Here is a 22,988-nt window from a genome sequence, read left to right as displayed (position 1 = left end):
GATGCAGCCCGACCATCAGACCGTGATCGTCGGAGCCGGATTCTCCGGGATCGGCGCCGCGATCAAGCTGGACAAGGCCGGCCTGTCCGACTACCTGGTGGTCGAGGCCGGCAACGGCGTCGGCGGCACCTGGCACTGGAACACCTATCCCGGTATCGCCGTGGATATCCCGTCGTTCTCCTATCAGTTCTCCTTCGAGCAGAGCCGGAAATGGTCGCGCACCTACGCGCCGGGCCGCGAGCTGAAGGCCTACGCCGAACACTGCGTCGACAAATACGGCATCCGGTCGCGGATCCGGTTGAACACCAAGGTCCTGTCCGCCGAGTTCGACGACGAGCGTGCGCTGTGGCGCGTCCAGACCGATCCGGGCGGGGAGCTCACGGCCAGGTTCCTGATCAGTGCCACTGGCGTGCTGACGGTGCCGAACCTGCCCGACATCGACGGCGTGGATTCCTTCGACGGGCTGACCATGCACACCGCGCGCTGGGATCACGACCAGGACCTGACCGGCAAGCGCGTCGCGATCATCGGCACCGGCGCCTCGGCCGTGCAGGTCATCCCGGAGATCGCGCCAATTGTCAGCCGGCTCACCGTGTTTCAGCGCACCCCGATCTGGTGCTTCCCCAAGTTCGACGTCCCGCTGCCCGCGCCGCTGCGCGCGGCGATGCGGATTCCCGGAGGCAAATTCGCCCAGCGGCTGCTCAGCCAGGCGTTCGTCGAGCTGACCTTCACGATCGCCGCGCAGTACTTCACGCTGGTTCCACTGGCCGGGCGGATGGGCGACGCCGGCCGCCGCTATCTGCGTCAGCAGGTCGACGACCCGGCGGTGCGCGAGCAGCTCACCCCGCAATACGCGGTGGGATGCAAGCGCCCCGGCTTTCACAACGGGTACCTGGCCACGTTCAATCGCGACAACGTGCGGCTGGTCACCGAGCCGATCGACAAGATCACGCCGCAGGCGGTGGCCACCACCGACGGCGAGCATCACGAGGTCGACGTGCTGGTGCTGGCCACCGGGTTCAAGGTGATGGACGCCGATCACATGCCGACCTTTTCGATCACCGGCAGCGGCGGCACCACGCTGACCGAGTTCTGGGACTCCCACCGGCTGCAGGCCTACGAGGGGGTGTCCGTTCCGGGATTCCCGAACATGTTCAGCGTGATGGGCCCCTACGGTTACGTCGGCTCTTCGTATTTCGCGCTGATCGAGACGCAGACCCACCACATCGTGCGGTGCCTGAAACGGGCCCGGCGCACCGGCGCCACGCGGGTCGAGGTGACCGAAGCAGCCAACAGCCGCTACTTCGACGAGATGATGCGCAAGCGGCACCGGCAGATCTTCTGGCAGGACAGCTGCCAGCTGGCCAACAGCTACTACTTCGACAAGAACGGTGACGTGCCGCTGCGCCCGGCCACCACGATGGAGGCGTACTGGCGCAGCCGTCGCTTCGATCTCGACGACTACCGATTCACCGGCCGCTAGGCTGCAGGCATGGCCAAGGAATATGCGCGACTCGACGAGTCGCTGCGGGAATTCATCGACGGCCAGGCCATGTTCTTCGTCGCCACCGCCCCTTCCGAAGGCGGCCGAATCAATCTCTCCCCCAAGGGGTATCGCGACACCTTCGCGGTGCTCGACGATCACCGGGTGGCCTACCTCGATCTGTTCGGCAGCGGTGTGGAAACGATCGCGCACCTGCGCGACAACGGCAGGATCACCATCATGTTCTGCTCGTTCACCCGAAACTCGCGGATCCTGCGGCTGTTCGGCACCGGGCGGACGGTACGCCCGGACGACGCCGAATTCCCGGGTCTGCTAGCACATTTCGGCGACCGGCAGGCCGGCGTCCGGGCCGCGATCGTCATCGACGTCGAGCGGATCGCCGACGCCTGCGGATTCTCGGTGCCGTACTACGAGCTCGTCGACGAACGGCCGGTGCTCGACACCTACCACGCGAAGGCGACCGCCGAGACATACGTGCGCGCCGTCAAGCGCAATCTGCACAGCATCGACGGACTGGCGGCACTGGACCCCGACCATCCGTTGCCGTCCAGCCTCGATTAGCGCGCACCGCGGCCGCGCACCCATTACCATCTGTTTGCCAGAGGAACCTGGACTGTCGCGGGATGCGGCCCGAGTTAAGGGATGTCAGGCGGATGACGAAGACTGCATTGGTCACTGGCGCCGCCAAACGCATCGGCCGCGCCATTGCGCTCGAGCTGGCTCGGGGCGGCTACGACGTCGCCATCCACTTTCATCGTTCCTGGGTAGACGCCGAAACGCTGGCCATGGAGATCGGTTCGCTGGGTCGGCGCACGGCACTGATCCAGGCCGACCTGGCCGACGAGTCGGCGGTCGAAGCCATTCTGCCGGAGGCGATCACGCGACTCGGCTCGGTCGACACGCTGGTCAACAACGCCAGCATCTACCAGAGCGATGACGTGCTGGATGTGACGCGCCCGAGTTGGGATCGCCACATGGCGATCAACCTGCGTGCGCCCTTCGTGCTGACCCAACAATTCGCTCGGTTACTGCCCGACGACATGCATGGCGCGGTGGTCAACCTGCTCGACCAGGCGGTGTGGAACCTGACCCCGCACGCCGTCAGCTACACCGCCAGCAAGGGCGCGCTGTGGACGCTGACCCAAAGCCTGGCGCTGGGCCTGGCACCGCGCATTCGGGTCAACGGCATCGGCCCGGGCCCGGTTCTGCCGAATACCAGCCAGAGCCCGGAGCAATTCGAGGAGCACTGGTCCAGCTTGCCGCTGGGACGCCGAATCTTGCCGGCCGACGTCGCCCGCACCGCGCGCTTTCTGATCGAGTCGCCGTCGCTGACCGGGCAGATGATCGCCGTCGACGGCGGCGAGCACCTAGCGTGGGCTCAGGCCAAACATGAGGCGTCCTGGGAAATCAGATCGCGCGTTTGAGCTCGTCGACCTTGTTCTCCTGCTCCCACGGCAGCTCGACATCGGTGCGGCCGAAGTGCCCGTAGGCGGCGGTCTGCGCGTAGATCGGGCGCAGTAGGTCCAGGTCGCGGATGATGGCGCCGGGCCGCAGGTCGAACACCTCGGGCACGATCTTCTCGATCTTGACCGGGTCGACCGTCGCGGTGCCGAACGTCTCGATGAACAGCCCGACCGGGGCGGCCTTGCCGATGGCGTAGGCCACCTGCACCTCGACCCGCTCCGCCAGCCCGGCGGCAACGATGTTCTTCGCCACCCAGCGCATCGCGTACGCCGCCGACCGGTCCACCTTGGACGGATCCTTACCGGAGAAGGCGCCGCCGCCGTGGCGCGCCCAGCCGCCGTAGGTGTCGACGATGATCTTGCGGCCGGTCAGGCCCGCGTCGCCCATCGGGCCGCCGAGCACGAACTTGCCGGTCGGGTTGACCAGCACCCGCGTCGCCGACGAGTCCAGGGTGTCGTGGGCAAGTTCCTCGAGCACCGTCGCCAGCACGTGCCGGCGGATGTCGGGATCCAGCGTCTTCTCCAGGTCGATGCCGTCGGCGTGCTGGGTGGAGACCACCACGGTGTCCAGCCGGACCGGGACGTCGTCCTCGTAGGCGATGGTGACCTGCGTCTTGCCGTCCGGGCGCAGGTAGTCCAGCGTGCCGTTCTTGCGGACCTCGGTCAGCTTGCGCGACAGCCGGTGGGCCAGCGCGATGGGCAGCGGCATCCGCTCGGGGGTGTCGTTGATCGCGTAGCCGAACATCAGGCCCTGGTCGCCGGCGCCCTGCGCGTCCAGCGGGTCCGCGGCGCCCTCGACGCGGGTCTCGTGGGCGGTGTCGACGCCCTGGGCGATGTCGGGCGACTGCGCGCCGATGCCGATGTTCACCCCGCAGGTCAGCCCGTCGAAGCCCTTGTCGGAGTGGTCGTAGCCGATGTCGAGGATGCGCGCGCGCACCGTGTTGGTGATGTCGGCGAACGCCTCCTTCGCGGTCGTCGTGACCTCACCGACCACGTGCACCTGCCCGGTGGTCACCAGCGTTTCCACCGCGACACGTGAGCGGGGATCCTCCGCCAACAGCGCGTCGAGGACCGAGTCGCTGATCGCGTCGCAGATCTTGTCGGGATGCCCCTCGGTCACCGACTCACTGGTAAACAGCCGACCCTTTTCGCTCACTGCGTCATCCTTCCGCCTTGCCTAAATGTTAGTTAGACAAATTATTTTAAGTGTTCGTGGCACGGCCGGCGAAGCCGGTCGTGATTGCAACCTTTCTAGCAACCTTCCGCCGGGCCCATCGAGCGGGCTATCCGGTGTCGCCGTGCAGAAAAGCGACAATCGCGTCGACGATGCGACTGGCCATCAGCGTCTTCGACCCGTGCTGCAGCGCGGCCTCGGTCCCGTCGGAGGCGAGCAGCCAGCCGTCGTTGCTGTCCACCTCGAACGCCCTGCCCTCGCCGACCGCGTTGACCACCAACAGGTCACATCCCTTGCGGCGCAACTTCGCTCGCGCGTGGAACAGCACGTCGCCGTTGGCGTCACCGGTCTCGGCGGCGAAACCGACGATGGCCCGCATGTTGGGCAACTCGCCGTGGGCTCGCGCGCGCACGGCGCCGGCCAGCACGTCGTCGTTGCGCACCAACTCGATCGTCGGCGCGTCGTCGGCGTCGTTCGGGCCCTTTTTGATCTTCGCGGCGGCAACGCGCGCGGGCCGGAAGTCGGCGACCGCGGCCGCCATCACCAGCACATCGGCGGCCGGAGCGTGCTTGGACACCGCGTCGGCGAGCTGCGCGGCCGAGCTGATATGGACGACTTCGACGCCGGCCGGATCGATGAGCCCGGCGGTATGGCCGGCGATCAGCGTGACCTCGGCACCGCGCTGGGCGGCGACGCGCGCGACGGCGTAGCCCTGCTTGCCGGAGCTGCGGTTGCCGATGAAGCGGACCGGATCGATCGGCTCGCGGGTACCGCCGGCCGTCACCAGCAGCTTGCGGCCGGCCAGGTCGTAGGGCAGCGCGTCGCCCCGCTCGAGCAGCAGATGCGCCAGGGTGGTGATCTCTTCGGCCTCGGGCAGCCGTCCTTTGCCGCTGTCCGTGCCGGTGAGCCGTCCGAACGCCGGTTCCAGCACGACAGCGCCCCGACGGCGCAAAGTCGCCACATTGTCGACGGTGGCCGGGTGTAACCACATCTCGGTGTGCATCGCCGGGGCGAACAGCACCGGACATCGCGCCGTGAGCAGCGTCGCGGTCAGCAGATCGTCGGCGCGGCCGTGCACCGCGCGGGCCAACAGGTCGGCGGTGGCCGGTGCCACCACGACCAGGTCGGCCTGCTGGCCGAGCCGGACGTGCGGCACCTCGGCAACGTCGGTGAAGACGCCGGTGTGCACCGGCTGGCCGGACAGCGCCTCGAAGGTGGCGGCGCCGACGAAGCGCAACGCGGATTCGGTCGGGATGACGCGGACCTCATGGCCCGCCTCGGCAAGCTGCCGGACGACGGTGCATGCCTTGTACGCGGCGATACCCCCGGAGACACCGACGACGATCCGCTTGCGATTCACCTACGCCGGCCCTTCCTCGTTGAAGCGGCTCACCACGTCCGGCCCCGTCCTGTTACTCGCCCTCGGTGTGCTCGAGCAGGTCGGCGTGGATCTCGCGCATCGCGATCGAGAGCGGCTTTTCCTGCAAACCGGGCTCGACCAGCGGACCGACGTACTCGAGGATGCCCTCACCGAGCTGGTTGTAGTAATCGTTGATCTGCCGCGCGCGCTTGGCCGCGTAGATCACCAGCGCGTACTTGCTCGAGACGCGGTCGAGCAGTTCGTCGATGGGCGGGTTGGTGATGCCCAACGGGGTGTCGTAGGCGCGCTGCCCACCGGACGACGGATCGAATTGATCCACGGCGGTCAGCGACGCGTCGGACTGCGGAATACTCACTTAAGACATTCTCCTGGCGCTTGGTCTGTTCAACAGCGGTTACAACAGCTAGAAAACTTTGATTCTCAATCGCGCCTGACGAGTCGGCTCAGGCCGTACCAGGCGCGTTTCCCACCAGCAAGGATACCAATTCGGCGCACGCAGACTCCAATTGACTGTTGACCACGACCTGGTCGAAGTCGTCTTGAGCTGCGAGTTCCTCGCGGGCGGTTTGCAGGCGGCGCGCCATGTCCGCCGGCGTTTCGGTGCCACGCCCGATCAGCCTGGCCTCCAAATCCGCCCAGCTGGGCGGGGCCAGGAACACGGTGATGGCCTCCGGCATGGCTCGCTTGATCGCCCTGGCGCCGGCCAGGTCCACCTCGATGAGCACCGGAAACCCCGCGCCGGTCGCGGCCCGGACCGGCGCCGCCGGGGTGCCCGATCGCTGCAGCCCACCGTGGATTTCGGCCCACTCCAGCAGGGCGCCCTCGTCGATGAGTTGCTGAAAGCGGGCGGGACTGACGAAGTGGTAGTCGACGCCGTCGACCTCGCCCGGCCGCGGCGCCCGCGTCGTGGCCGAGACACTGAAATGCAGGTCCGGTACCCGCTCGCGCAGACACCGGACCACTGTTGACTTACCGACCGCTGAGGGACCGGACAGCACCACCACACGCCCCTTGCCGGATGGCGCAGGACGTGCGCGGTGCTCGGCGTCCGGTCCCTCGTCGACGTTCACCGGCGCCCCTGGGTTGGAGCGCCCACAGGCCGATCGGCCTGCATCGCCGGCGGGTTAGGCGGAGCCGAACTTTTCCAGCAGGGCCTTGCGCTGACGGTCGCCGAGCCCGCGCAGGCGGCGGGTCGGAGCGATCTCCAGCTCGGTCATGATTTCCTGCGCCTTGACCTTGCCCACCTTCGGCAACGCCTCAAGCAGCGCAGACACCTTCATCTTGCCCAGGACTTCGTCACTCTCGGCGTCCTTGAGCACCTGGGTCAGGTTGGTGCCACCGCGCTTGAGACGGTCTTTTAGCTCTGCTCGTGCTCGACGTGCGGCAGCCGCCTTCTCCAACGCGGCCGCGCGCTGCTCGTCGGTCAACTGGGGAAGGGCCACGATTCCTCCGTATCTAGATCAATCTCGTGTCTCTGCCGGGTACTTGGGCCCAGCGGAGACGACCGTACTCACGCTTCCTGACGAAATCTAACCCGACCCCCTGGTTAACAGGTTAAATGCCCAGCTTGCGCGGCGCCCACCGATGCCGTCAGCGGCCTGCTTCGGCATCGCTGGCAGCGCCCCGATCCGGCACTTCGGTGGCGGTCGCGTCCTCGCGAAACGGTCGCCGGGTAAGCCTTCTACCTGCGGCTTTATGCCTGCGCGGCGCCCCGCCGGCGACCGCCCGACGGACCGTCGCGAACGACGCCGACTGATAGCCGCAGGACCCCGTGCGGGGTTCACGATTTGCCATGGCGTGTCGCGCGTGTCGCGGCGCGGACAAACACCTGGTCGCCGGGCGCAAGTTGGTGGGGAAAGATTCCGACGCTGTTAACCGGGGCCCCGGAACGCCCGCTATCGAACGCCGAGATAGGCGACGGCGTCCAGCATTTTTTCGGCCGCGGCCCGCAGGTCCGAGACGCCCGGTCCGGCCCGCAGCACCTCGCGGGCCACCGCGGGCAGCAATTGGCCCGGAGCGGCCCCACCGAGGCCCGCCAGGGCCTCAGGACGCCCGCCCTGGACTCCGACGCCCGGGACCAGCACCGGTCCGCCCAGCGCGCTGACGTCGGGCGCCTCGAAGACCGTCGCGCCCACGACCACGCCGACGTAGCCCGGCTCATCCGGGTTCGACGACCGGTTGACCACCGCCGCCTGGTCGATGACCAGCTGGGACACCGTGCGGCCGTCGAAGGTGGCCCGCTGCACGGTCGCACCCTCCGGGTTGGAGCTTGCCGCCACCACGAACACCCCGCGGTCGTGTGCGGCGGCCGCCTCCAGCAGCGGGCGCAACGAGCCGAACCCCAGATAGGGCGACGCGGTCACGGCGTCGGCGGCCAGCGGCGAATCGCCGGCCCAGGCCGTGGCGTAGGCCGCCATCGTCGTTCCGATGTCCCCGCGTTTGGCGTCGGCCAGCACCAGCACCCCGGCCGCGCGCAGCGCGGCGATCGTGCGCTCCAGCACCGCATAGCCCGCCGAGCCGTAGGACTCGAAGAACGCCACCTGGGGCTTGACCACCGCGAAGCCGGAAAACGCCGCCACGCAGATGTCGCAGAACTTGGCCACCCCGTCGGCGGTGGTCGGCAGGTCCCACGCCCGCAACAGCTCGGGGTGCGGGTCGATGCCCAGGCACAGCGGCCCGCGACTCGCCTTGGCCTCGGCCAGCCGGACGCCAAACCCGGTCATTGGTTGTTGCTCCCGGGTCCGATCACGCTGTGCAGCTCCTGCAGCGACCGCACCCCGATATCACCGCGGATCCCGGCCTCGATGCCCTGCACGGCGGCCGACGCGCCCTGCACGGTCGTCACGCACGGGATGTTGGCCGACACCGCGACGGAACGGATTTCGTAGCCGTCGATGCGGGGGCCGGAATTCCCGTAGGGCGTGTTGATCACCATGTCGACCTCGCCCGCCTTGATCGCCTCGACCGCGGAGATCGCCGGACGCCCCGGCTGCGGCGGCTCGAAGTGCTTGCGCACCTCGTCGCAGGGAATTCCGTTGCGGCGCAACATCTCCGCGGTGCCTTCGGTCGCCAGCACCCGGAAGCCCAGGTCGGCCAGCCGCTTGACGGGGAACACCAGCGAGCGTTTGTCGCGGTTGGCGACCGACACGAACACCGTGCCCTCGGCCGGCAGCGATCCGTAGGCCGCGGTCTGGCTCTTGGCGAAGGCGCTGCCGAAGTCGCGGTCGATGCCCATCACCTCGCCGGTGGATTTCATCTCCGGCCCCAGCAGGGAATCGATGGCCGCTCCGTCGGCGCGGCGGAAGCGATGGAAGGGCAGCACCGCCTCCTTGACGGCGATCGGGGCGTACGCCGGCGCGTTGGCGCCGTCCCCGGAGGCCGCCAGCATGCCCTCCTCGCGGAGCTGGGAGATGGTGGTGCCCAACATGATTCGAGCGCAGGCCTTGGCCAGCGGGATGGCGGTCGCCTTGGACACGAACGGTACGGTGCGGCTGGCCCGCGGGTTGGCCTCCAGCACGTAGAGCACGTCGTCTTTGAGTGCGTACTGCACGTTGAGCAGGCCCACCACACCGATGCCGTGCGCGATGGCCTCGGTCGCCTTGCGCACCTTTTCGATGTCGCTGCGGCCCAGCGTGACCGGCGGCAGCGCGCAGGCGGAGTCGCCGGAGTGGATCCCGGCCTCCTCGATGTGCTCCATGATGCCGCCGATGTACACCTCGGCCCCGTCGCACAGTGCGTCGACGTCGATTTCGACGGCGTCCTCGAGGAAACGGTCGACCAGCACCGGGTGCTCGGGCGACAGCTGGGTGGCGCGGGTGATGTAGCTCTTCAGCGTCGCCTCGTCGTAGACGATCTCCATGCCGCGCCCGCCCAGCACGTACGACGGGCGCACCAGCACCGGGTAGCCGATCTCGTCGGCGATCCGGCGCGCCTGCGCGAAAGTCGTTGCGGTGCCGTACTTCGGCGCCGGCAGACCCGCGGCACTGAGCACGTCGCCGAACGCGCCGCGGTCCTCGGCCAGGTCGATGGCCTCCGGCGGAGTGCCCACGATCGGAACCCCGGCGTCGGCGAGGCGCTGGGCCAGCCCGAGCGGGGTCTGACCGCCGAGTTGCACGATGACGCCCACCACACCGGGGCCGTCGCCGGCCGACTCCGCTTCGGCCCGGAACACCTCCAACACGTCCTCGAAGGTCAGCGGCTCGAAGTAGAGCCGGTCGGCGGTGTCGTAGTCGGTGGACACCGTCTCGGGGTTGCAGTTGACCATCACGGTTTCAAAACCCGCCTGGCTCAACGTGGTTGCCGCGTGCACGCAGCTGTAGTCGAACTCGATGCCCTGCCCGATCCGGTTCGGCCCCGAGCCCAGGATCAGCACCTTGGGCCGTTCGATCTGGGCGGCGACCTCGGACTCGGCGGCGGGGTCGAGTTCGTAGCTGCTGTAGTGATACGGCGTCTTGGCCTCGAACTCGGCCGCGCAGGTGTCCACCGTCTTGTACACCGGGTGGATGCCGAGGCGCTCGCGCAGCGAGCGCACCCCGCCCTCGCCGGCCAATTCCGGTCGCAGCGCCGCGATCTGGCGGTCGGACAGCCCGCTGTGCTTGGCGCGGCGCAGCAGCTCGGAGTCGAGCACCGGGGCGGCGACCAGTTCGGCGCGCAGCGCCACCAGCTCGCCGATCTGCGCGACGAACCACGGGTCCACCCCGCTGGCGTCGCCGACCCGCTCCACCGACGCGCCCAGCCGCAACGCCAGCTCGATGTCGTACAGCCGGCCTTCGGTCGGCGTCTGCAGCCGGGTCAGCACCTCATCGAGGTCGCCGTCGGGATCGGGTCCGGTCCAGAAGCCGGCCCGATCGGTCTCCAGCGAGCGCATCACCTTGCCCAGCGCCTCGACGAAGTTGCGGCCCAGCGACATTGCCTCGCCGACGGACTTCATCGTGGTGGTCAGGGTGGGGTCGGCGCCGGGGAATTTCTCGAACGCGAACCGCGGCGCCTTGACCACGACGTAGTCCAGGGTGGGCTCGAAGCAGGCCGGCGTTTCCCTGGTGATGTCGTTGACGATCTCGTCCAGGGTGTAGCCGATGGCCAGCTTGGCGGCGATCTTGGCGATCGGAAACCCGGTCGCCTTGGAAGCCAAAGCGCTGGAACGGGATACCCGCGGGTTCATCTCGATGACGATCAGCCGGCCGTCGGTCGGGTTGATCGCGAACTGGATGTTGCAGCCACCGGTGTCGACGCCGACCTCACGCAGGATCGCGATGCCCAGATCGCGCATCCGCTGGTACTCCCGGTCGGTCAGCGTCATCGCCGGCGCGACGGTGACCGAGTCGCCGGTGTGCACCCCCATCGGGTCGACGTTCTCGATCGAGCACACCACCACGACGTTGTCGTGGCCGTCGCGCATCAGCTCGAGCTCGAATTCCTTCCAGCCGTAGATCGATTCCTCGATCAGCACGTTGGCGCTGGGGCTGGCGGCCAGCCCGGCACCGGCCATCCGGTCGAGCTCCTCGATGGAGCGCGCGATGCCCGAACCCAGCCCGCCCATCGTGAAGCTGGGCCGCACGACGACCGGAAGCCCGACCTCCTCGACCGTCTCGCGAACCTCGTCGAAAGTGAAACACACACGGCTGCGCGCGGATTCACCGCCGACCTTGGCGACGATATCCTTGAACATCTGACGGTCCTCGCCGCGCTGAATGGCGTCGAAGTCGGCACCGATCAGCTCGACGCCGTGGCGCTCCAGCGCCCCGTTCTCGTACAGGGCGACCGCGGTGTTGAGCGCGGTCTGCCCACCGAGGGTGGCCAGCAGCGCGTCGATCTTGTTGCCGCGCGCGGCCTGCTGGGCGATCACCTTCTCCACGAAGGCGGCGGTAATGGGCTCGACGTAGGTGTGGTCGGCGTACTCCGGGTCGGTCATGATCGTGGCCGGGTTGGAGTTGACCAGGCTGACCTGCAGGCCCTCGGCGCGCAGCACCCGACACGCCTGGGTGCCCGAGTAGTCGAACTCGCAGGCCTGACCGATGACGATCGGCCCGGAGCCGATCACCAGCACGTGGTTGAGATCAGTCCGCCGGGGCATCAGCGTCCCCCCGCCATCAGGTCGACGAAGTCGTCGAACAGATACTCCGCATCGTGCGGGCCGGCGGCGGCCTCCGGATGGTATTGCACCGAAAATGCCTGTCCGTCAAGCAGTTTGACGCCCTCCACCACTCCGTCGTTGGCGCAGGTGTGGCTGACGATCGCCCGGCCGAACGGCGTGTCGAACCGCTGGCCGGCCTCACCTTCCAGCGCGAAACCGTGATTCTGTGCCGTCACCGCGACCCGGCCGGTGGCGTGGTCCATGACCGGGATGTTGATACCACGGTGACCGAACACCATCTTGTAGGTGGACAAGCCGAGCGCACGGCCCAGGATCTGATTGCCGAAACAGATGCCGAACAACGGAATTCCGGCGCCCAGCACCTCGCGGGTGAGCGCGACGACGTGGTCCGCCGTCGCCGGGTCGCCGGGCCCGTTGGACAGGAACACCCCGTCCGGTTTGATGTCGGCGATCTGTTCGAAGGTGGCCGACGCCGGCAGCACGTGGCTGCGGATGCCGCGCCGGGCGAAGTTGCGCGGCGTGTTGGTCTTGATTCCCAGGTCCAGGGCGGCGACGGTGAATCGCTGCGACCCTTCGGGTGCCACGACATAGCCGCCCGGCGTGCTGACCTCGCCGGCGAGATCGGCGCCCAGCATCGGCTGCTGGTCGCGCACCCGGTTCAGCAATTCGTCCGGCTCGGCCAGCGCATCGCCGGAGAACACCCCGGCCTTCATCGAGCCCCGGCTGCGCAGATGACGCACCACGGCGCGGGTGTCGATGCCGGCGATCCCGACGATGTGCTGGCGGATCAGCTCGTCCTGCAGCGTCGACGTGGCACGCCAATTGGACGCGCGCGGCGAGGGGTCGCGGACCGCGTAGCCGGCGACCCAGATCTTGTCGCCCCGGCTTTCGGCGTCCTCGCCGTTCCAGCCGGTGTTGCCGATCTGCGGCGCGGTGGCCACCACGATCTGGCGGTGATAGCTGGGATCGGTCAGCGTTTCCTGATATCCCGACATGCCGGTGGAGAAGACTGCCTCGCCGAGGGTCTGGCCGATCTTTCCGAACGGCCTCCCGGTGAAGACGCGGCCGTCCTCAAGTACCAGTTGGGCTTTCGTGCTCACGCCGCCTCCCCGAGCCAGCCGTCGTATTCGTCGCGATTGCCGGCCCGGAACCCGGTGTCGATTTCGACGCCCGACGGAAGCCGCCACCGGATGGCCAAAATCCCGTTGCGGGCGGCGATCTTGCCGGCCGCGAAGCGCTCGGTGCGGACCTCCGAAATCGCGCTCTGCGGAATCCAAATCGGGTTGGCGCGAATGCGTTCCAGCAGGATGCCCTCGGGATAGCGGCTCAGCACCGCCTTGCTGCGATATCCGAGATCGCCGGCCGTGACCCGTTCATTGGATTCCGGGGCCAGCGTCGAGCCGACATAGACGCCGCGCAGCGTGGTGGTCGCGGTGCCCACCTCGTCGGGAATGTCAGGCAGGTGACCGATCAGCTCCTCCTGGCGCAGTGCGCGCCGGCGCCAGCCGATCATCATCAGCTGGATGACCACCGCGATGAGCACCACCAGCACGGCCGCGAAGACCAGCGACCCCACCAGTGTCGGAGAATTCATGCGGGGCACTTCCCGTCCCGGGCGGTGATCTTGCCGCGCAACAACGTGGCCGTCACGGTGGCGGGCAAGGTCATCGACTGGTACGGAGTGTTGGCCGAGCGGCTGGCCAGGTCCGCCCCGGTGACCGTCCAGGTCGCATCCGGGTCCACCACGGTCAGGTTGGCCGGCTCCCCCACCTCCAGCGGCCGGCCGTGATCGGGCAATCCGACGATGCTCGCCGGGTTTTCGCTCATCACCCGGGCGACGTCGCGCCAGGTGAGCAGGCCGGGCGCCACCATCGTCTGCACCACCACCGACAGCGCGGTCTGCAGCCCCAGCATCCCGGGGCGGGCAGCGGAGAACTCGCAGCATTTCTCGTGCTCGGCGTGCGGGGCATGGTCGGTGGCCACACAGTCGATTACCCCGTCGGCCAGGGCTTGACGCAACGCGATCGTGTCGGCCGCCTCGCGCAGCGGCGGGTTGACCCGATTCACCCCGTCGTAGCTGACCAAGCGGCCGTCGTCGAGCAGCAGATGATGCGGCGTGACCTCCGCGGTGATCGAAATACCTTGACCCTTGGCCCATTTGAGAAGCTCGACGGTTCCCGCGGTGGAGGCGTGGCAGATGTGCACGCGGGCGCGGGCGTCGCGGGCCAGCAGCGCGTCGCGGGCGACGATCGATTCCTCGGCGGCCCGGGGCCATCCGGCGAGCCCGAGCCGGGCCGCGGTGGGTCCTTCGTGCGCCACCGCGCCGACCGTCAGCCGCGGCTCCTCGGCATGCTGGGCGATCAGCACGCCCAACCCGGTGGCGTATTCCAGGGCGCGGCGCATGATCAGCGGGTCGTGCACGCAGTTGCCGTCGTCGGAGAACATCCGCACCTGCGCGGCGCCGGCGGCCATCATGCCCATCTCGGTGAGCTCGGTCCCGGCCAGCCCGACGGTGACGGCGCCGACGGGATGCACGTCGACCAGGCCGACCTGCTGGCCGCGATGCCAGACGTGGTCGGTGACCACCGGGCTGTCGGCCACCGGTTTGGTGTTCGCCATCGCGAACACCGCCGTGTATCCGCCCAACGCCGCTGCCGCCGAACCGGTTTCGATGTCCTCGGCGTATTCGCGGCCGGGTTCGCGCAGATGGGTGTGCAGGTCGACGAGCCCGGGCAGCAGCACGTGCCCGGCGGCGTCGATGACGTCGGCCGTATCCGGGATGGCCAGACCCGGTCCGATTTCGGCGATCTGGCCGTCCTCGACGAGGACGTCCACCCGGTCGCCTTCGCCGTAGCGGCGCGCCCCGCGGATCAACACGCTCATGCCGCGATGTCCTCCGCCCCGACCAGCACATGGAACAGCACGGCCATCCGCACGTGCACACCGTTGGAAACCTGTTGCAGCACCGCGGATTGCGACGAGTCGGCGACCGAGGACGCGATCTCCATGCCGCGCACCATCGGGCCGGGGTGCAGCACCACCGCGTGGCCCGGCAGCATGGCCTGGCGCCGGTCCGAAAGGCCGTAGCGCACCGAGTATTCGCGCACCGACGGGAAGAATCCGCCATTCATCCGCTCGGCCTGTACCCGCAGCATCAGCACGGCGTCGGCGGCGGGCAGCTCGGCGTCGAAATCGTAGGAGACGGTGGCGGGCCAGCTGTCGACGCCGACCGGCAGCAGGGTCGGCGGTGCCACCAGCACCACCTCGGCCCCCAGCGTGGCCAGCAGCATCACGTTGGAGCGGGCGACCCGGCTGTGCAGGATGTCGCCGACGATCACCACGCGCCGGCCCTCGATGGCGCCGAGCCGCTGGCGCATGGTCAGCGCGTCCAGCAGCGCCTGCGTCGGGTGCTCGTGGGTGCCGTCCCCGGCGTTGATCACCGACGGGCCGCCGTCCTCGTCGCCGGGAGCCGTCCAGTCGGCCAGCAGGTGCGCGGCACCCGAGGCCGGGTGCCGGATGATCAACGCGTCGGCGCCGGCCGCGTGCAGCGTCAAATGCGGTGTCGCGCAGCGACTCTCCTTTGCTCACCGAGGATCCGGCCGCGCTGACGTTGATCACGTCGGCGCTCATCCACTTTCCGGCCACCTCGAACGAGACCCGGGTGCGGGTGGAGTTCTCGTAGAACATCGTGACCACGGTGCGCCCGCGCAGGGTGGGGAGTTTCTTGACCTCGCGCCCGACCAGAGCCTGTGCGAACCGGTCGGCATCGTCGAGGATCGCGGTGGCGTCGTCGCGGGACAGGTCGCCGGCGGCCAGCAGATGTCTGGTCATGAGGCTGTTCTCATTCGGCGTCCCTCCCGATGACGACGGCGTCGCGATCGTCGTGCTCGCGCAGCTGGACGTGCACGCTCTCGTTGCGTGCGGTCGGCACGTTCTTGCCCACGTAGTCGGCGCGTATCGGCAGTTCGCGATGGCCGCGGTCGACCAGCACGGCCAGCTGCACGGCCCGCGGCCTGCCCACGTCGCGCAGCGCGTCCAGCGCGGAGCGCACCGAGCGACCGGAATACAACACGTCGTCGACGAGGATCACCAGCGCGTCATCGATGCCGCCGGCCGGGATCGAGGTGACCTCCAGCGGCCGGGGCGGCTTGGTCATCAAATCGTCACGGTACAAAGTGATGTCGAGCGCGCCGTGGCCGACTTCGACACCACAGAATTCACCGATGTTGGCGGCCAGGCGCGCGGCCAGAATCACCCCCCGGGTCGGGATTCCCAACAGCACCACGCGTGGCGCGTCGGAACCGTCGAGCGCGGTCTTTTCGATGATCTGATGCGCGATACGGGAAATGGTTCGGCCGACGTCGGCCGCCGACATCAATTCGCGGCCGGATGCGGAATCACCCGCGGCACTCATGCGAAACCTTGACCTCCTTCTCCGCCTCTCCGGACGGATCGTTAAAGGATGTCGACTGTCGGGCAGCGTAGCATTGCGCGGCTCGCACGCCGATGCCGGACGCGCCCGGCTCCCGAGGGCGGCCGTGCGGACCGCGCTACGCCGCCGAAACAGAAATGGCTATCCGCGGTGCACCGAATATTCGCAATATCGCGCACTGTCCGCCAATAGCGCGTCTGTTAAATCTACGTACAATAGCGAAAATTCGCAGCATTAGGGCAATATCAGCGGAATACCAGGTTGCCGGCGACTGACAAGTGTCTTAAGCGAGCCAACCGGCCGTCCCGGCGGCATCGCGCCACCGGCCACGGGCTGGCCTTTGGGCGGATTAACCTGCTAATACCGGGGTTTGGGGCGTTCCCGGATTCAGCGGCCGATTTCATTGACGCGACGGCGTGAATTCACCAAGAATTAAAAGTTGCAAACCCTCCTTCCTAATGCAAAGATTCCATCCGCAGGCGGCAATTCCCCTTCACGTGTCCGCCATTTCTTTGAATCCGATGAGGAGTTTCCATGCGCAGCGCGAGTTCGCGTGCTGTCAAGTCGTGTGCCGCGGCACCGCTGGGCCAGATCCCGTCGCCCGGCCCGCGTTCGGCGACCGAGCGCATCGTGCGCCGTGAATACCTGCGATCGGAATGCCTGGGGGCCAGCCGGCGCGGCGAGCTGGCCGGCGAGCTCTACGACATCTACAGCGAGACGCTGCACGGCTACACACCGGCGGCATTCGACGAATTGGTCTTCGGCACTCCCCGGGTTCGACTCGCACTTTTCTACGGCGCGCGAGACGAGCTCGCGGGTTTTGCGTTCGCCGCGATCGACCGCATTGAGCACGGCGGCCGCATTCACGCCGTGATGGGCGGTGGCGGATTCTTCCGGTCGCACTATCGCGGCGGCCCATTGGCCTCGCTGTTCATCCTCGGTCAGGGGATCCGCGCCCGGCTGCGCGAACCGCACACTCCGCTGGCCTATCTGACCCGGGCCACCACCCCGGCCGCCTACCGCCGGCTCGCGGTGACGATGCCGACGATTTACCCCAGCCGCCGGCACCAGACCCCGGTCGACGTCGAGGCGCTGGTGCGTGCGCTGAGCCCGCGCCGGCACTACATCCAGGTCAACGAGAACCCGTGGGTGGTGCGTTCGGCCGCACCGCATGACCCGTCGCGGCTGCAGCGACTCGATCACGATCCCGATGTGCGGTTCTATCTCGACCTCAATCCCGGCTTCGCCAAGGGCGAATCGCTGCTGGTGTGGGTGCGCGCCGACATGGCGGACCTGGCGAGTGGATTCGCCCGGGCGATGCGCGCGGTGAACCCCGTGAACCTCAGATGACCGGCATTCTCCGACGCATCTGGGTACCGATCGTCATGGTCGTCGTCGTGACGGTCGGCACCGTCATCGTCTCCCGGCTGCACGGAATTTTCGGGTCACACCAGCATGTTTCGGTCAAGAGCAATGCCGACGCGATCGTCGCGTTCAATCCCAAGCACGTCGTCTACGAGATTTTCGGCGCGGCCGGCACGACGGCAACCATCCATTATCTGGACGCCGACGCGCAGCCGCAGGAGGTCGACGACGCGACGGTGCCCTGGACGCTGCGCATCGACACCACGCTCAGCGCGGTGGTGGCCAACGTCGTGGCGCAGGGCGACAGGGGCAGCCTCGGCTGCCGTATCACCGTCAATGGTGTTGTGCGCGACGAACTTACCGTCACCTCGCACCACGCCGCGACCAGCTGCCTGGTGAAGTCCGCATGAGTGACGGCGGGCGGGTGGTTGCCGCCGGCCGGACGATCCGACGGCTGGCGCTGCCGATCATGCTGTTCTGGGTGGCGCTGTGCGCGGTGCTGAACACGGCGACCCCGTTGCTGTCCGAAGTCGCCGGGACACATGCCGTTTCGTACAGCGCTCACGATGCACCGTCCCTGATCGCCATGAAGCGTATCGGCAAGGATTTTCAGCAATTCAATTCCGACACCACGGCGATGGTGGTGCTGGAAGGCCAAAACAAGCTGGGCGATGACGCGCATCGGTTTTACGACACGCTGATCGCCAAACTGTCCGGCGACAAAGCCCACGTGGAGCATGTCGAGAACTTCTGGGGCGACAGCCTGACCGCGGCAGGGTCGCAGAGCACCGACGGCAAGGCCGCCTACGTTCAGCTGTACCTGGCCGGCGATCAAAGCAGCGCGGTGGCCAACGAGTCCGTCGCCGCCGTGCAGCGCATCGCGGACGGCGTGCCGCCGCCGCCCGGGATCAAGGCCTACCTGACCGGCCCGGGTCCGCTCAATGGCGATATCCATACCTACGGCGACCGCAGCCTGGAAAAGATCACCCTGATCACCGTCGTCGTGATCGCGCTGATGCTGTTCATCGCGTACCGCTCGCTGACCACCGTGGTGTTCGTGCTGCTGACGGTGGGCGTGGAGCTGCTCACCGCCGAGGGCGTCATCGCCACACTGGCCGACAACGATGTCATCGCCCTGTCGACGTTCGCCGTGAATGTGCTTGTGGCACTGGCAATAGCAGCGTCAACCGACTACGTCATCTTCCTGATCGGCCGCTATCAGGAGGCCCGCTCGGCCGGTCTTGACCGAGAAGCGGCCTACTACGCCATGTTTCACGGAACGGCCCACGTGATCCTCGGGTCCGGGCTGACCGTCGCGGGGGCGATGTACTGCCTGAGTTTTACCCGGCTTCCGGTCTTCAACACGCTCGGGTGGCCGTGTTCGATCTCGGTCCTGGTGGTGATCGTGGCCTCGCTGACCCTGGCGCCGGCCGTCGTCGTCGCCGCCGGCCGATTCGGCGCGTTCGACCCCAAACGCAATGTGAGCACCCGACGTTGGCGCCGGGTCGGCACCGTCGTCGTCCGCTGGCCCGGCCCGGTGCTGGTCGCGTCGATCCTGGTATCGCTGATCGGGCTGGTCGTCCTGCCCAGCTATCAGACCGGCTACAACGGGCGCTACTACCTGCCGGCCGACACCCCGTCGAATGTCGGCTTCCAGGCGTCGGACCGGCACTTCGCGGCGGCCCGGATGGAGCCCGAGCTGCTGATGATCGAGGCCGACCACGACCTGCGCAACCCGACGGACATGCTGGTGCTGGACCGGGTCGCCCGCACCATTTTCCACACGCCCGGTATCGCACGCGTGCAAGGCATTACCCGGCCGCTGGGTTCCCCGATCGATCATGCCTCGATTCCGTTCCAGATCAGCGCGCAAAGCGCCGTCACGATCGAGAACCTCAAGAATCTGCGGGATCGGGTGGCCGACATGTCCAGGATGACCGACGAGCTGCAACGAATGATCGATATCTCGTTGCATATGCAGGACTTGACGCGCCAGCTCGCGAACGTCACGCATGGCATGGCCGGCGACACCCGGCAGATGCGGGACACCTCCGGTGAACTGCGGGACCACCTCTCCGACTTCGAAGACCTCTGGCGCCCGGTCCGAAGCTATTTCTATTGGGAACGGCACTGTTTCGACATTCCGCTGTGCTGGTCGCTGCGGTCGCTGTTCGACGGAGTCGATGGCATCGACCGGCTCAGCGAGGACGTCGGCAACCTGTCACACAGCACCGATCAACTCGACCGGATCATGCCGCAGATGCTGGCGCAGCTGCCCCCGCTGATCGCGGCGATGCGGACGGTCAAGGATCTCGCGCAAACGGCGACAAGCACTTTCGCCGGGTTGATCACGCAGATGGACGCTTTGACACGCAACACCACCGTGATGGGACAGGCCTTCGACCGTGCCAAGAACGACGACTTCTTCTACCTTCCGCCGGAGGCCTTCGACAATCCGGACTTCAAGCGGGGACTGAGCATGTTCTTGTCCCCCGACGGCAGCGCGGCGCGGTTCTTCATCACCCACAAGGGCGATCCCGCGACGGCCGAAGGGATTTCACATATCGACGGCATCCGGCAGGCCGCGGACGAGGCCGTGAAGGGCACCCCGCTGGCGGCCGCCAACATCTATCTGACCGGCACCGCGTCCACCGACAAGGACGAGCGCGACGGATCCAGGTATGACCTGATGATCGCCGCGATCGCGTCGCTGTGCCTGATCTTCATGATCATGCTGGCCATCACCGGCAGTGTGGTCGCCTCCGCGGTCATCGTGGGAACGGTCACCATCTCGCTGGGCTCGTCGTTCGGGCTGTCGGTGCTGATCTGGCAGCATCTGCTGCACATGCCGCTGCACTGGCTGGTGCTCGCGATGGCCATCATCGTGATGCTGGCCGTCGGATCGGACTACAACCTGCTGCTGGCCGCGCGGTTCCGGGAAGAAATCGGCGCCGGACTCAAAACCGGGATGATCCGCTCGATGGGCAGCACCGGCGGGGTGGTCACCACCGCCGGCCTGGTATTCGCGTTCACGATGGGCGCGATGGGGACCAGCGATCTGCGCGTCGTCGGCCAGATCGGCACCACGATCATGATCGGGCTGTTGTTCGACACCCTGATCGTGCGCTCGTTCATGATGCCGGCCGCCGCGACACTGCTGGGCCGCTGGTTCTGGTGGCCCCGCCAGGTCCGCACCCACGCCGCGCCGCGGCCCGCCCGCGCGGCCGCCGTCGAGCAGCGGCCGGCCGCGGAATACGCGGCGAGTGCAGGCGCCGGCGAATGACGTCCGCGGCTACGCCACGGTGCACGGATATTGCCCGTTGACCACACAATTCGACGGCGGCGTGAAGGTACCGCTCAGCACGCCCCGGAAACCGCCCGTGGCCGTACCGCCGGGGGCGATCTCGCGATCCCAGTTCGCGGGCGTCAGCACATAGTGCGTGCCGGATTGGGTCACGGTGCTGTTCCACGCGTGCAACACGGATTGTCCGGCCGGCATGTCGAAGTCGATCCGCCAGTCGGCCATCGGCGACAGGTTCGGATTGGTGACGGTGAAGTGGGCGATGAACCCGGTCTGCCAGGTGTGTTCCACTTGCAACGTCGCCATCGCGGCGGCCGCATGAGCCGCGGGAGCGACGCCGAGCCCGAGGACCCCGGCCGTCACTGCCGACACGGCTACGTGAAGCGCTGCGCGACAGCGCTTCACGTGATTGCTCAGTCCGGCCATAGCACCCAACATTAGAGCCAACCGCGCGATATCGGCCCTCGCATCGCCGGTACGCTGCCGTACCTTTGCTCAACCGAGACCGTCATGAAATTTTGGTGAGCCGGTCAGGCGCCGTGGGCGTCGCGACGGGTTCGCAGCTAATCTGGCTCGCGTGAGCGACAACGCCGACGGGCCGGCCCGCCCGCTGATCGGGTTCATCACCGGCGACAACGCGCCGCCGATCTCCCCCGCGCCGGTGAGCCGGGCGTGGATGACGGCCCAGGCCGAGGCGGACAAGGGTTGGCCCAGTCGGTGTTTGCCGATGCTGATCGCCAACCAAAGCGGCTGGGAGCTGCGCAACCCGTGCGCGTTCACCGCCACCTGGATAGCGCAGGAGAGCATGGACGTGATGGTCGAACCCGATCAGTACCGGGCCGATCAGTTCCTGCCCGCCAGCCATTTCGGCAACGGCATCCTGACCTGGCGCCTGCCGCTGCTGTTTCGCACCCCGCCCGGTTACAACCTGCTGGTCCGCGGACCGGCGAACTACCCCAAAGACGCCGTCTGCGCGCTGGAAGGCATCGTCGAAACCGACTGGGCAAGCGCCAGTTTCAGCATGAGCTGGAAGTTCACCCGCAAACTGGTGCCGGTGCGCTTCGAGGTCGACGAGCCGATCTGCATGATCGTCCCGCAACGCCGCGGCGAACTCGAAGAGTTCGCCCCCGAAATCCGGCCCATCACCGCCGACGAAGAGCTACACCGCAAGCATGAGTTGTTCCTTCGCGAACGCGACGCGGCAAAGCACGCCGAGCAATTGGCGAGGGTTGCCGCGGGCGACCGAGTGGACTGGCAAGGCGACTACACGCGAGGAAAACACCGAGATGGCGAGGCCGGGGCACCGGATCACCAGACCCGCCGCCACCTTCGCCCGTTTGCCCAGCCGGAATAGCCGGCCATCGCCGGTTATCACTCATGCCGCGGTCCTGACTCAAACCCCAAGCGAATTACCAGGTTTCGTCCATAATCTCGCGTGAGTGAGTGACACGTCCGACGGGCCGCCCCGACCGTTGATCGGGTTCACCACCCGTGACAACGCGCCACCGATCGCCCCGGCACCGATCAACCGCGCCTGGATGCCGGAGATGGCAAAGGCACGCACCGGTTGGCCGACCCGGTGTCTGCCGATGCTGATCGCCAATCAAAGCGGCTGGGAGCTGCTCAACCCGTGCGGATTCACCGCGACGTGGATGGGTCAGGACGGTGTGGACGTGATGGTCACCCCGCATCGCCGGGACACCGGCCAGCTCCTGCCCGCCAGTCATTTCGGCAACGGCATCCTGACCTGGCATCTGCCGCTGCTGCTTCGCACCCCGCCCGGTTACAACCTGCTGGTCCGCGGACCGGCGAACTACCCCAAAGACGCCGTCTGCGCGCTGGAAGGCATCGTCGAAACCGACTGGGCAAGCGCCAGTTTCAGCATGAGCTGGAAGTTCACCCGCAAACTGATACCGGTGCGCTTCGAAGTCGACGAGCCGATCTGCATGATCGTCCCGCAACGCCGCGGCGAACTCGAAGAGTTCGCCCCCGAAATCCGGCCCATCACCGCCGACGAAGAGCTACAGCGCAAGCACGACTACTTCCTCCGCTCCCGCAGCAGCCGGGCACGGCAACTCGAACAGCTGGCGCGCATCGAGGCCGGTGAGCAAGTGCAATGGCAGGGCCACTACACGCGGGGCAGCCACACCGACGGCGCGGCCGGGGCGCCGGATCACCAGACCCGCCGCCACCTTCGCCCGTTTGTGCAGCCGCAGCGTGCCCGGCGCCACGAGGCGTCCCGAGACCTACGCGCGCAACGTCGCTGACCGCCCG

At 67.6% G+C, this 22,988-nt stretch carries 20 protein-coding genes and 1 pseudogene; 8 read left to right on the top strand and 13 right to left on the bottom strand.

All coding sequences use genetic code 11. The annotated features are described in order from the left end of the window. Position 1: 1 nt before the first annotated feature. From BN973_RS12855 to BN973_RS12845, 3 genes are all read left to right on the top strand, one after another. On the top strand, positions 2-1,483 hold the full coding sequence (locus BN973_RS12855; RefSeq protein WP_036468587.1) for a flavin-containing monooxygenase: 1,482 nt from the start codon (positions 2-4) through the stop codon (positions 1,481-1,483). A 9-nt stretch (positions 1,484-1,492) separates the two neighbouring features. Continuing rightward, positions 1,493-2,065, top strand: coding sequence for a pyridoxamine 5'-phosphate oxidase family protein (locus BN973_RS12850; RefSeq protein WP_036468586.1), 573 nt, complete (start codon positions 1,493-1,495; stop codon positions 2,063-2,065). A gap of 92 nt (positions 2,066-2,157) precedes the next feature. Next, entirely contained in the window at positions 2,158-2,928 is a 771-nt protein-coding gene (locus BN973_RS12845; protein ID WP_036468585.1) for an SDR family oxidoreductase, read from the top strand. Here BN973_RS12845 and metK read toward each other — a convergent pair. The 12 genes and pseudogenes from metK to pyrR form a co-directional block, all read right to left on the bottom strand. After that, on the bottom strand, positions 2,912-4,123 hold the full coding sequence (metK, locus tag BN973_RS12840; protein WP_036468584.1) for a methionine adenosyltransferase: 1,212 nt from the start codon (positions 4,121-4,123) through the stop codon (positions 2,912-2,914). The genes BN973_RS12845 and metK overlap by 17 nt on opposite strands. A 127-nt stretch (positions 4,124-4,250) precedes the next feature. Continuing rightward, positions 4,251-5,501 (bottom strand): bifunctional phosphopantothenoylcysteine decarboxylase/phosphopantothenate--cysteine ligase CoaBC, encoded by a 1,251-nt coding sequence (coaBC, locus tag BN973_RS12835; protein WP_036468583.1) that lies wholly within the window; start codon positions 5,499-5,501, stop codon positions 4,251-4,253. A gap of 52 nt (positions 5,502-5,553) precedes the next feature. Next, positions 5,554-5,877 (bottom strand): DNA-directed RNA polymerase subunit omega, encoded by a 324-nt coding sequence (gene rpoZ / locus BN973_RS12830; RefSeq protein WP_036468582.1) that lies wholly within the window; start codon positions 5,875-5,877, stop codon positions 5,554-5,556. Between the two features lie 88 nt (positions 5,878-5,965). Continuing rightward, positions 5,966-6,592 carry a guanylate kinase gene (gmk, locus tag BN973_RS12825; protein WP_036468580.1) on the bottom strand — a complete coding sequence of 209 codons (627 nt, stop codon included), beginning with the start codon at positions 6,590-6,592 and terminating at the stop codon, positions 5,966-5,968. A 54-nt stretch (positions 6,593-6,646) separates the two neighbouring features. Next, positions 6,647-6,964, bottom strand: coding sequence for an integration host factor, actinobacterial type (mihF, locus tag BN973_RS12820; protein WP_003407240.1), 318 nt, complete (start codon positions 6,962-6,964; stop codon positions 6,647-6,649). Positions 6,965-7,417: 453 nt separating this feature from the next. Continuing rightward, positions 7,418-8,245, bottom strand: a complete 828-nt coding sequence (gene pyrF, locus BN973_RS12815) for an orotidine-5'-phosphate decarboxylase (protein ID WP_036468577.1) — start codon at positions 8,243-8,245, stop codon at positions 7,418-7,420. Continuing rightward, positions 8,242-11,595, bottom strand: a complete 3,354-nt coding sequence (gene carB, locus BN973_RS12810) for a carbamoyl-phosphate synthase large subunit (protein WP_036468574.1) — start codon at positions 11,593-11,595, stop codon at positions 8,242-8,244. The genes pyrF and carB overlap by 4 nt, the downstream gene beginning before the upstream one ends. Next, positions 11,595-12,716, bottom strand: coding sequence for a glutamine-hydrolyzing carbamoyl-phosphate synthase small subunit (carA, locus tag BN973_RS12805; RefSeq protein ID WP_036468572.1), 1,122 nt, complete (start codon positions 12,714-12,716; stop codon positions 11,595-11,597). The genes carB and carA overlap by 1 nt, the downstream gene beginning before the upstream one ends. Continuing rightward, positions 12,713-13,210: a PH-like domain-containing protein gene (locus BN973_RS12800; protein WP_036472351.1), complete on the bottom strand. Its 498-nt coding sequence runs from the start codon at positions 13,208-13,210 to the stop codon at positions 12,713-12,715. The genes carA and BN973_RS12800 overlap by 4 nt, the downstream gene beginning before the upstream one ends. Continuing rightward, a complete protein-coding gene (locus tag BN973_RS12795) occupies positions 13,207-14,499 on the bottom strand; it encodes a dihydroorotase (protein ID WP_036468570.1) in 1,293 nt (430 codons plus the stop codon). Before BN973_RS12795 ends, BN973_RS12800 begins: the two co-directional genes overlap by 4 nt. Beyond that, a pseudogene (locus tag BN973_RS12790) lies at positions 14,496-15,447 on the bottom strand (aspartate carbamoyltransferase catalytic subunit). The gene BN973_RS12795 and the pseudogene BN973_RS12790 overlap by 4 nt, the downstream one beginning before the upstream one ends. 10 nt (positions 15,448-15,457) lie before the next feature. Continuing rightward, entirely contained in the window at positions 15,458-16,030 is a 573-nt protein-coding gene (gene pyrR, locus BN973_RS12785) for a bifunctional pyr operon transcriptional regulator/uracil phosphoribosyltransferase PyrR (protein WP_036468568.1), read from the bottom strand. Positions 16,031-16,582: 552 nt separating this feature from the next. Between pyrR and BN973_RS12780 the strand changes: the two genes are divergently transcribed. From BN973_RS12780 to BN973_RS12770, 3 genes are read left to right on the top strand one after another with little or no spacing between them, the layout of a single operon-like run. Further along, complete coding sequence (locus BN973_RS12780; protein ID WP_051641240.1) at positions 16,583-17,398, top strand: hypothetical protein; 816 nt, start codon at positions 16,583-16,585, stop codon at positions 17,396-17,398. After that, positions 17,395-17,823, top strand: coding sequence for an MmpS family transport accessory protein (locus BN973_RS12775; protein WP_036468566.1), 429 nt, complete (start codon positions 17,395-17,397; stop codon positions 17,821-17,823). Before BN973_RS12780 ends, BN973_RS12775 begins: the two co-directional genes overlap by 4 nt. Next, complete coding sequence (locus BN973_RS12770; protein ID WP_036468564.1) at positions 17,820-20,696, top strand: MMPL/RND family transporter; 2,877 nt, start codon at positions 17,820-17,822, stop codon at positions 20,694-20,696. The genes BN973_RS12775 and BN973_RS12770 overlap by 4 nt, the downstream gene beginning before the upstream one ends. A gap of 9 nt (positions 20,697-20,705) precedes the next feature. Here BN973_RS12770 and BN973_RS12765 read toward each other — a convergent pair whose 3' ends face one another. After that, a complete protein-coding gene (locus BN973_RS12765; protein WP_036468562.1) occupies positions 20,706-21,140 on the bottom strand; it encodes a cellulose-binding domain-containing protein in 435 nt (144 codons plus the stop codon). A 151-nt stretch (positions 21,141-21,291) separates the two neighbouring features. Here BN973_RS12765 and BN973_RS12760 point away from each other — a divergent pair, with 151 nt between their 5' ends. Together BN973_RS12760 and BN973_RS12755 are read left to right on the top strand one after the other, a co-directional pair. Further along, a complete protein-coding gene (locus tag BN973_RS12760; protein ID WP_036468560.1) occupies positions 21,292-22,068 on the top strand; it encodes a DUF6065 family protein in 777 nt (258 codons plus the stop codon). A gap of 85 nt (positions 22,069-22,153) precedes the next feature. After that, a complete protein-coding gene (locus BN973_RS12755; protein ID WP_036468558.1) occupies positions 22,154-22,981 on the top strand; it encodes a DUF6065 family protein in 828 nt (275 codons plus the stop codon). The last annotated feature ends 7 nt before the right edge of the window (positions 22,982-22,988 follow it).

It is taken from the genome of Mycobacterium triplex, assembly GCF_000689255.1.
GTDB lineage: Bacteria > Actinomycetota > Actinomycetes > Mycobacteriales > Mycobacteriaceae > Mycobacterium > Mycobacterium triplex.
The sequence above is the reverse complement of the archived record's forward strand: the minus strand, read 5'-3'. Positions and strand labels throughout refer to the sequence as shown.

Excerpts from the sequence above, each read along its gene's own strand:
- BN973_RS12855 (WP_036468587.1), top strand. The coding sequence starts at position 2 with ATGCAGCCCGACCATCAGACCGTGATCGTCGGAGCCGGATTCTCCGGG.
- BN973_RS12850 (WP_036468586.1), top strand. The coding sequence starts at position 1,493 with ATGGCCAAGGAATATGCGCGACTCGACGAGTCGCTGCGGGAATTCATC.
- BN973_RS12845 (WP_036468585.1), top strand. The coding sequence starts at position 2,158 with ATGACGAAGACTGCATTGGTCACTGGCGCCGCCAAACGCATCGGCCGC.
- pyrF (WP_036468577.1), bottom strand. The coding sequence starts at position 8,245 with ATGACCGGGTTTGGCGTCCGGCTGGCCGAGGCCAAGGCGAGTCGCGGG.
- carB (WP_036468574.1), bottom strand. The coding sequence starts at position 11,595 with ATGCCCCGGCGGACTGATCTCAACCACGTGCTGGTGATCGGCTCCGGG.
- BN973_RS12800 (WP_036472351.1), bottom strand. The coding sequence starts at position 13,210 with ATGAATTCTCCGACACTGGTGGGGTCGCTGGTCTTCGCGGCCGTGCTG.
- BN973_RS12795 (WP_036468570.1), bottom strand. The coding sequence starts at position 14,499 with ATGAGCGTGTTGATCCGCGGGGCGCGCCGCTACGGCGAAGGCGACCGG.
- pyrR (WP_036468568.1), bottom strand. The coding sequence starts at position 16,030 with ATGAGTGCCGCGGGTGATTCCGCATCCGGCCGCGAATTGATGTCGGCG.
- BN973_RS12780 (WP_051641240.1), top strand. The coding sequence starts at position 16,583 with ATGCGCAGCGCGAGTTCGCGTGCTGTCAAGTCGTGTGCCGCGGCACCG.
- BN973_RS12775 (WP_036468566.1), top strand. The coding sequence starts at position 17,395 with ATGACCGGCATTCTCCGACGCATCTGGGTACCGATCGTCATGGTCGTC.
- BN973_RS12770 (WP_036468564.1), top strand. The coding sequence starts at position 17,820 with ATGAGTGACGGCGGGCGGGTGGTTGCCGCCGGCCGGACGATCCGACGG.
- BN973_RS12765 (WP_036468562.1), bottom strand. The coding sequence starts at position 21,140 with ATGGCCGGACTGAGCAATCACGTGAAGCGCTGTCGCGCAGCGCTTCAC.